The organism is Chlorobium sp. KB01 (genome assembly GCF_001975465.1).
In the GTDB taxonomy this organism is placed as follows: domain Bacteria; phylum Bacteroidota; class Chlorobiia; order Chlorobiales; family Chlorobiaceae; genus Chlorobium.
The window spans coordinates 1-9,187 of sequence record NZ_MPJE01000007.1; the positions used below are offsets into that span (position 1 = coordinate 1).

General features: G+C 50.7%; 5 protein-coding genes. 4 read left to right on the forward strand and 1 reads right to left on the reverse strand.

Annotated elements, in window-relative coordinates; translation table 11 throughout:
- The first annotated feature begins 193 nt into the window (after positions 1–193).
- From BOO20_RS00205 to BOO20_RS00220, 4 genes are all read left to right on the forward strand, one after another.
- Positions 194–1,330: a Gfo/Idh/MocA family protein gene (locus tag BOO20_RS00205; protein ID WP_076789064.1), complete on the forward strand. Its 1,137-nt coding sequence runs from the start codon at positions 194–196 to the stop codon at positions 1,328–1,330.
- A 60-nt stretch (positions 1,331–1,390) separates the two neighbouring features.
- On the forward strand, positions 1,391–1,717 hold the full coding sequence (gene sugE, locus BOO20_RS00210; protein ID WP_076789068.1) for a quaternary ammonium compound efflux SMR transporter SugE: 327 nt from the start codon (positions 1,391–1,393) through the stop codon (positions 1,715–1,717).
- A 135-nt stretch (positions 1,718–1,852) separates the two neighbouring features.
- Positions 1,853–2,320 carry a methylglyoxal synthase gene (locus tag BOO20_RS00215; RefSeq protein ID WP_006365431.1) on the forward strand — a complete coding sequence of 156 codons (468 nt, stop codon included), beginning with the start codon at positions 1,853–1,855 and terminating at the stop codon, positions 2,318–2,320.
- 426 nt (positions 2,321–2,746) lie between these two features.
- Positions 2,747–6,802 (forward strand): response regulator, encoded by a 4,056-nt coding sequence (locus BOO20_RS00220; RefSeq protein ID WP_233120836.1) that lies wholly within the window; start codon positions 2,747–2,749, stop codon positions 6,800–6,802.
- 52 nt (positions 6,803–6,854) lie between these two features.
- Here the strand turns inward: BOO20_RS00220 and BOO20_RS00225 are convergent, their stop codons facing one another.
- Complete coding sequence (locus BOO20_RS00225; RefSeq protein WP_076789071.1) at positions 6,855–8,816, reverse strand: ABC-F family ATP-binding cassette domain-containing protein; 1,962 nt, start codon at positions 8,814–8,816, stop codon at positions 6,855–6,857.
- Between the last annotated feature and the right edge of the window lie 371 nt (positions 8,817–9,187).

The window sequence follows — 9,187 nt, forward strand, 5'->3', positions numbered from 1 at the left end:
TGCCTTAAAATTTTAGTATATCTTTAGGCCAGATCAGGGCAGACGCCCGGTGGTGGAGTTGCTGAAAATTCTCTATCCTGAAAAAACACTGGATTTCGATTTGAATTGCTGAGTTTTTGCGAAGTTAATTCTCTGCTCGGTTACCGGTCTTTTTATGCAAAAGGTTAAAAAAATATGAACATAGGTTGAGGGGATGGATCAGAAAAAAATAAAAGTCGGGTTTATTGGAAGCGGATGGGCGAGAATTGCACAGGCACCGGCCTTTTCAATGCTGGGCGACGTGGAGCTTGCCGCTGTGGCGAGTCCGACCGAGCAGCATCGTCAGAAGTTTATGAAGATGTTTGGTATTACGCAGGGCTTTGCCGACTGGCGCGAGATGCTGCAGTGTGATCTTGACCTTGTATGCGTAACCACCCCGACCTATCTGCACAGGGAGATGGTTACCGGTGTATTGCAGAGTGGTAAAAGTGTGCTCTGCGAAAAACCTTTTGCGCTCGATGTTGCCGATGCAACCGCCATGGTGGAGAGTGCCTCCACAGCGCCGGGGTTTGCGCTTATTGACCATCAGCTCCGTTTTCATCCGGCGGTCCGATGCATGAAGCAGATGATTGACGGTGGCGAAATTGGTAAAGTGTATGAAGTACGTGCGGTTGTTAATCTTGCCACCCGGAACAGGCCTGATATGCCCTGGTCGTGGTGGTGCGAAGAGGAAAAAGGTGGTGGAGCGCTTTACGCTATAGGCTCCCATCTGATTGACCTGAACCGGTTTCTGGTTGGCGAAATCTCTTCGGTCTCCTGTAATCTCGCAACAAGTATTCCCTTTCGACCCGACAGTTCAGGGAAGTCGTGCCGGGTCACTTCCGACGACCATTTTGCCATGATGATGAAGTTCGGCCCCTCATCGGTGGCCCTTGGCAGCTCTTCGCTGATGCATGTGACTACGGTTGGCGCCTATACATGGTTATCCTTCGAAGTGGTCGGCAGTTTTAAGACCATTCGTCTTGACGGCGCAGGGAGGCTGTGGGAGGTTGCAAATGATAATGCAAAAGTGGGACGCAGCCTGATTGATGCTCCCCGATGGAAACTGGTTGAACCGATGCTTGCGTGGGATGAGCTGGTGCTTCAGGAGCAGATCCGCCACTCATCACTGGCGGTTCATGGTATATTTGCTGTCGGGTTTGCCTTTTTTGCCTACCGGATGGTCAAGGCTCTCAAAAACGGAGAAAAGCGGCTCCATGATGCCGCAGGTTTTGAGGATGGCCTTATGATCCAGAGAGTTTTGCAGGCAGCCAGAAAATCGGATAAGTTACTTCGCTGGATTAAAATTTAAATGGCACCTTTATTTCACTACAATGAATAGCGGTGTGCTGATGAATGAAAAAACTTTCCTATGGCATGGTTCTATCTTGTTATTGCCGGTTGTCTTGAGTGTGGCTGGGCTATTGGCATCAAATACACCCAGGGTTTTTCCCGGCCTATCCCTTCGCTCCTGACTGCCATCGCCATGATCGCAAGCTTCTGGCTTCTCTCGCTTGCCATGAAAACCATTCCGGTCGGAACGGCCTATGCGGTGTGGACTGGCATCGGTGCGGCAGGGGTAGCCATTATGGGGATGCTTCTGTTTGATGAATCCGCTGATCTTGCCCGCATCATCTCTCTTTTACTTATCATTTCCGGTGTGGTCGGGCTCCGGATATTTTCCGGGGGAGTGCAATAGGGCTTCCCCGGAAGGGTTCCGTGACGCTGGCTTATGTTACAAATATGTTATTTTTCTGCTGGTGGGAAAGATGGTTCTCTCTTTATTGCTGATATTCCCCTTGTTTGGCTGTAAAAATAATAAAATCATTATGATATGAGCCAGAAACAGATCACCATGGCCCCCTCCAAGAATATCGCTCTTGTTGCTCATGACAACAAAAAGGTTGATCTGCTTGAATGGGCGAAATTCAACAGAGACCTGCTTGAACAGCACACCCTCTACGCTACAGGTACTACCGGAGGGGTATTCGAGCGCGAGCTCGGTCTTGAAGTTCACAAACTGATGAGCGGTCCATTGGGTGGTGACCAGCAGATCGGTGCCAGGATTGCCTCCCGGGAGATAGACTTTCTGATCTTTTTCTGGGATCCGCTTGAACCCCAGCCGCATGATCCGGATGTCAAGGCACTGCTGCGTATGGCGGTGGTCTGGAACATCCCCACCGCATGCAATCGGGCATCAGCTGATTTTATGATCTCCTCCCCTCTTATGGATAGAGATTACAACCGCCTTGTGCCTGACTACGATCTTTATCTGAAGCGCAGCATACCTCCTGCCCGCTGAAGGTGATCGGTCTTGCTGTCCGGGACTCACTTCTCATGGGTGTCTTCTCATCCGGCAGCTCTCAATCCACCTTGTTTGAGAGCTATGGAAAAAGTGGTAGATTATAATGCAATGCGCCCGTAATGCTTCAGGTTACCAATACCTGAACCTGCTTATGGCGGTAATGAAAAGAGCGCTCTCCCCCTTGACCGTTCAGAACAGGTTATCGGCGAGGGAGGGTTGCTGGGCCATTATCCCGGATCGGATGATTATTTTGTTTGGTATGCAAGGAGATCAACCTCGTTATTGAACAGTTCATGGAGGCTCTGAATACAAAGTCACCCGGTTCAACAAAAAAAAGCTATATCCCGATACTGCTTTTAGGCCTCCTTTTTCTCTGCGGCTCTTTTTTTGCCTGGAGGGCAAGTTGTTCACGCTGATCGTCAGATGCATGACCAGCTGCTCCGGCAGGTGCTTATTGCTGCCCAGGGCATTGATATGGAGCAGCTCAATGCGCTCGAAGGTTCGCCGTCCGACATTGAAAAGACGGCCTATGTGAAACTTAAGGAACAGCTATCCAGAACCAGAGTTGCCGTTTCAAAGTCCCGTTTTGTCTATCTTCTGGGCAGGGCAGGCAGCGGAACGGTTTTCTTCTATGTCGATTCCGAACCTTCAAGTTCACCGGAATCCTCTCCTGCAGGTCAGGTATATGGTGAGGCGACCGATATTCTTCAGAATGTCTTTCTGAGAAAAGCGCCGGATACCGAAGGCCCTGTTACCGACCGCTGGGGAACATGGGTCAGTGGTTTCGTTCCCCTTGTTGATCCCCAGAGCGGCAGGGCCATTGCCGTAATTGGCATGGATATTGATGCTTCCGAGTGGATATGGGATCTTGTCGCCCGTTCAGCAATTCCTGTCGGTTTTATCGTCGTAAGCCTTATTGTGCTTACCAGTGTTTATCTTGTTTCGCGCAGGGAGGAAGCCCGCCCGGGTCTGGTACTGCGACGTCTCATGCCACCGCTTGCTGCACTGATCTCCATTCTTATCATTACACTCGGCCTCCTGCTCTGGTGGCAGCAGCAGCAGCGTCTGGAAGAAGATGTTCACCGTTCTGAAGATGAGGTTGCCGAAGCGTTGCGTCAAAGCATTGAATTGTCAAAGGAGGGCTTTATTGTCACGCTTGAGGCAATAAGCCACAACAGCTCGCTCTATGATGCATTGCGCAATCACGACAAAAACAGCCTCTACTCACTCAGTGCACCGCTCTATAAAAGACTTGAGCGTTACTATGGCATAACACACTTCAATTTCATTGACACAGCTCGAAACTGTATTCTTCGGGTGCATAATCCCTCAAGGAGCGGAGACAGGATCAACCGGTTTACTGCACGTGAGGCACAACGCACCGGAAAGCTTTCATGTGGTATCGAGCTTGGTCCGCAGGGTACCCTGATTCTGAGCGCGGTCATTCCTGTTGAGGATAACGGCAGGCTGATCGGGTACATTGAAATCGGCAGGGAGGTTGAGAGTATTCTTAAGGGATTGCATCTCGAGTCGGGACGGGGTGTGGCGTTGTTCATCAACAAGAAGCTGCTCCAGCAATCAGGATGGGAAGAGGGGATCACCATCTTCAAGCGTTACCGTGACTGGAATCGATTCCGCAGTGATGTGCTGGTATTCTCTTCTCTTGGTCGTTTTCCAGGGGAGTTCAATGCCGTGCTTTCGAGGGGTATATCGGAAAGTATGCAGACCGACTGGGAGGGGAGATCCTGGCGGGTTACGGCTAAATCCTTCAAGGAGGTTTCAGGCCGCATTACCGGGAAGATCATCATCATGCAGGATATTTCGGCCTACAATGACCGGCTTTATCGTCTTGTCTCGATTGCCGTTATCTCTGTTATTGTCATTTTTACCTTTCTTTACAGCTTTCTTGTTGTTGTGCTCAGCCGGACGGACAGGAGTGTGCGGCGTCGTGAACAGGAGCTGATTCTGAGCCGCGAGCAGTATATGCTTGCTGTTAACGGCAGTAATGATGGCATCTGGGACTGGAATATACGCGATAACAGCCTCTATCTCTCGCCACGGTGGAAAAAGATGATCGGTTATGAAGACCATGAACTTCCCAATATCTATGCTACGTTTGAAGAGCGGGTGCATCCTGATGATCTTCCGGATTATAAACTCTGTCTGGAGCGATACCTTAAAGGCGAGGTTCCGGTTTTCAGTGTTGAATTCCGTTTCAGGCACCGAAACGGCGAGTATCTCTGGTTACTTGCGAAGGGTGAAGCGCTTCGGGACAAAGATGGTCTGCCCTACCGGATGGCCGGTTCTCACAGCGACATCTCCGGAAGCAAAAAGATAGAGGAGGAACTCAAACGCCGTTCGGCTTTCCAGCTTGTGCTTATGGATCTTGCAATCGGATTTATCAATAAACCGATTGAAGATCTTGATAACTCTATAAAGAGTGCTCTTGCACTGGTTGGTGAGTTTGCCCGGGTTGACCGTGTGTATCTGTTCAGCTATGACTTTGAAAACCGGTCAATGAGCAATACCCATGAGTGGTGTGCTCCGGGTATCAATGCTGAAATTCAGAACCTTCAGAATCGGTCCACTGCCGCAATGCCGGAACTGGTTGCATCTCACCGGCAGGGCAGGGTTGTGCACATTCCGGATGTGAAGGAGTTGCCGGAAGAGAGTGCTTTTCGTGCCCTGCTTGAGCCTCAGGGGATTCAGTCGCTTATTACCATCCCGTTGAATTATGGGGAACAGTGTTTCGGCTTTGTCGGCTTTGATGCCGTGCGCACCCTGAAAATATGGGGGGATGATGATCTCTCCCTGCTCAGGGTCCTTGCCGAACTGTTTACCAATGCAGAGGTTCGTCACCGCCATGAAACCGCTCTTGTTGAAGTCCGCTTTACCTCTGAATCAGCCAACAGGGCGAAGAGCGAATTTCTGGCAAATATGAGCCATGAAATTCGTACTCCCATGAACGGTGTTATTGGTATGACCGGGCTTCTTCTTGACACTCCACTCAGTGATGAACAGCGGGGATATGCCCAGGCAGTCAAGGAAAGTGCGGATTTTCTGCTGGGCCTTATCAACGATATTCTTGATTTTTCAAAGATTGAGGCCGGCAAATTTGAAGTTGAAATTCTTGATTTTGATCTGCGCAATGTGCTGGATGATGTCTCCTCGATCATGGCTGTGCGGGCTCGGGATAAGGAGCTTGAGTTTATCTGTGCAGCATCTCCTGATGTGACTCCTTTTCTTCGTGGTGATCCGGGGCGGCTCTATCAGGTACTGAACAATCTTGCCGGTAATGCCATCAAGTTTACGCATCAGGGTGAGGTTTCGGTTTCGGTCTCGCTGGTTTCAACTTCTGATCAGGAGGATCTGCTCCGTTTTTCGGTCAGGGATACAGGGATCGGAATTCCTGAACAGAAAATTGCCATCCTTTTTTCGAGCTTTACCCAGGTTGACGCTTCGACAACACGCAGGTTCGGAGGTACCGGTCTGGGGCTGGCAATTTCCCGACAGCTTGTGGAGCTGATGGGCGGAGAGATAGGTGTCAACAGCCGGGAAAACGAAGGCTCCGAGTTCTGGTTTACCATTCCATTCAAAAAGCAGCAGCCTAAGCTCAACGGCGGAAGGTACTCAAAGGATGCGATTGCCGGAACCCGCATACTTATTGTTGATGACAATGCCACCAACCGCACTGTTCTGCGACGGCAGTTTTTGTCATGGGGAGCAGTTGTTACGGAGCTGTCGGGTGGAGCGCAGGTTGTTGAGGAGCTCAAACGCGCAATTGAAAGCGGGGAGCCCTATCGCCTTGCCCTGATCGATATGCAGATGCCCGATATGGATGGAGCAACGCTTTGCCGATCGATAAAGGATGATGAAAAACTCGCATCTACTGTTCTTGTCATGATGAGCTCCCTGGGCAGCAAATGCTCCGAGGAGGATCTCAAGCAAATGGGGTGCACCGCATGCCTTTCGAAGCCGATTCTCCAGTCCGACCTGTTTGACACCTTTGCGGCTATTATTTTTGCCGATACCGAACCGGGAGGAAGTTCAATCTCTGCCGGTGAGAGCCCGAAGGGGAGTCAGCCGCAAAAAAAAGATGGTCGGGGGGAAGGAGTCCGGCTGCTGCTTGCTGAAGACACCAGCATCAACCAGAAGGTGGTGATCGGTATTCTGGGCAAGCTCGGCTATCAAATCGATGTGGTTGTCAATGGCGCCGAAGCGGTCAGCGCACTTGAGACTACCCCTTATGACCTTGTCATCATGGATCTCCAGATGCCTGAGATGGATGGTCTGGAGGCTACGCGCATTATCCGCAATCCTGATTCCGCAGTGCTCAATCACACTATTCCCGTGATTGCCCTTACCGCACATACCATGCAGGGGGATCGGGAGATCTGCATGCATGCAGGGATGACTGATTACGTTTCCAAACCGATTGACCCCGCTATTCTGGTTGAAACCATCAGGAAGTGGCTTTAGCGTATCGCTGATAATCTCCGATACATTCGGGGCTCACGACAATCAATAGCGCCTATGCCGAGATCTCTTCCCACTCGGCAAAAAGGAGATTGAGTTCTGCGCAGAGTTTATGGTAACCCTCAAGGATGCTGTCGGTCTCCTTCTGACTCTTTTTATAGAAATCCTCGGTTGCCATAACGGTTTCAATCGACTCTTTCTGCTGCTCCAGCCGGTTGATTTTCTGCTCGATCTCTTCGGTTCTCTTTTTGTCCTTTTTGGCAGCGGCACTCTTTTTAGCCTGCTCTTTATCCTTTTCGGTGATTGTTTGCGTGGCGGCCTGGCTTTTCTGGCGTCCGGCGGCTTCCTGTTTGCGTTCTGCCTCAATGGCTTTTTCCGCCTTCTCAAGATATTCAGCGTAGGTGCCGAGGTGAAGCTGCATGTTGCCGTTTTTGATCTCGATCACCTTATTGACCAGGCTGTCGAGAAAATAGCGGTCGTGACTGACGAGCAGAAGGGTCCCGCTGTAGTTTTCAAGCGACTCGATCAGCATCTCTTTTGAACGCATGTCAAGATGGTTGGTCGGTTCATCCATAATCAGCAGGTTGGAGGCCTGCAGGAGGATTTTGGCCAACGCCACCCTTGATTTTTCCCCTCCCGAGAGCACCCTGATTTTTTTATTGATGGCATCTCCGCTGAAGAGAAAACAGCCGAGAATATCCCGCACTCTTTTCTGGGCTTCCGAATTGGGTGCGGAGTCGAGCATTTCGGTGTAGATGCTCTTATCAGGAGAGAGGCTCTCCGTCTGATGCTGTCCGAAGTAGTTCAGGGAGACATTGTGACCCATCGTGAGCTTGCCTTCAAAATCAAGCTCTCCGGCAATGATTTTGCAGAAGGTGCTCTTTCCTGCACCGTTCGAGCCGACAATCGCGATCCGGTCGCCACGCATCACCTCCAGATCAAGACCGTTCAGTACCTGTTTATTGGAGCCGTCAGGCATACTGTAGGCTTTTTTTACCCCTTCAAGCCGCATCACCTCCCGACCGGAAGGGTTTGCTTTCGGAAAACGGAACGAGATTCGCGAGAGATCCTCTTCGGGAGACTCTATCTGGCTTTCAAGCTTCTCCATCTGCTTCAGGCGACTCTGTGCCTGGCGTGCCTTGGTTGCCTTATAGCGGAATCGGTCGACAAAGGCGCGGAGCTCCTCCATTTTTTTAAGATCATTGGCATATTTGCCCATCATCAGTTCATAGCGCTCGGCCTTCTCCTTTTCGTACCAGGAGTAGTTCCCCTTGTACTCATGAATGCGTGCAAAAGCGATCTCCAGGGTTTTTTTGGTGAGTTTGTCAAGAAAAAACCGGTCATGGGAGACGATGATATAGCTGTGCTCGTAGTTTACCAGATAGTTCTCCAGCCACCGGAGTGAATCAATATCAAGGTGGTTGGTCGGCTCGTCGAGCAGGAGCAGTGTCGGGTTCTGCAGCAGCAGTTTGGTGAGATGGAGGCGCATCTGCCATCCACCGGAAAAAGCCTTGACTTTTTTGTGGAAATCTATCTCGCTGAAGCCGAGTCCTGCCAGCACCTTTTCGGCATCGGACTGCATGGTGTAGCCGCCCAGATGTTCAAACTCGTGCATGGCATCGGAAAAGCGTTCAATAAGCTGGTGGTAGGATTCACTCTCATAATCCTGTTCCGGAAGGGCGAGCTCGCGCTCCATGCGGGTGATTTTTTCCGACAGAACGCAAAGCCGTTCGTTCGCCAGGAGAGCATACTGCAGGGCGGTTTTTTCCAGATCCGCATCAAAGTTGATCTCCTGCGGCAGGTAGCCGATGGTGGTTTCCGCTGATTTGAGCAGCTGTCCGCTGGTCATGAGACCGCTGTCATAGGTCGTTCCGCTGATATGGCGGAGAAGGGTCGATTTGCCCGTACCGTTAAGGCCTACAAGTGCGACATGGTCAGTGTCGCCGACCCGGAACGATGTGTCGACGAGGAGCTCTTTGGTTCCGACGGTAAGAGAGAGGTTTCTGGCTTCAAGCATGATGGACTGGACTTATAGAGATGATCGGCATCAGGGCACCACGAATATCCTCTTCTGCAGGTTGATTGCTTCGCTTGGCGGTGCTCATCATTGAATTAATAATTTTTATACGGTGGAAAATACAATATTTCATGAAAGCATCATGACCGGAATGCATCTCTGCGGTCAACCGGCCTTTTTTCCGGTTTGGATGGCATCCATCAAGAACTTCAGGGCAGTTGCGAAGGCAAGCTGCTTGCCCGATCAGTCTGAATTTCCCTAAATTAGAGGGGATCCGCCTCTTCTACCGTTAACAGCTTGTTTTATGGGCATCTCTATTAATTGTCGTGAGAAGCCCGGGAACAAGGCGGACGGAGCGCAGAAACCGGAGT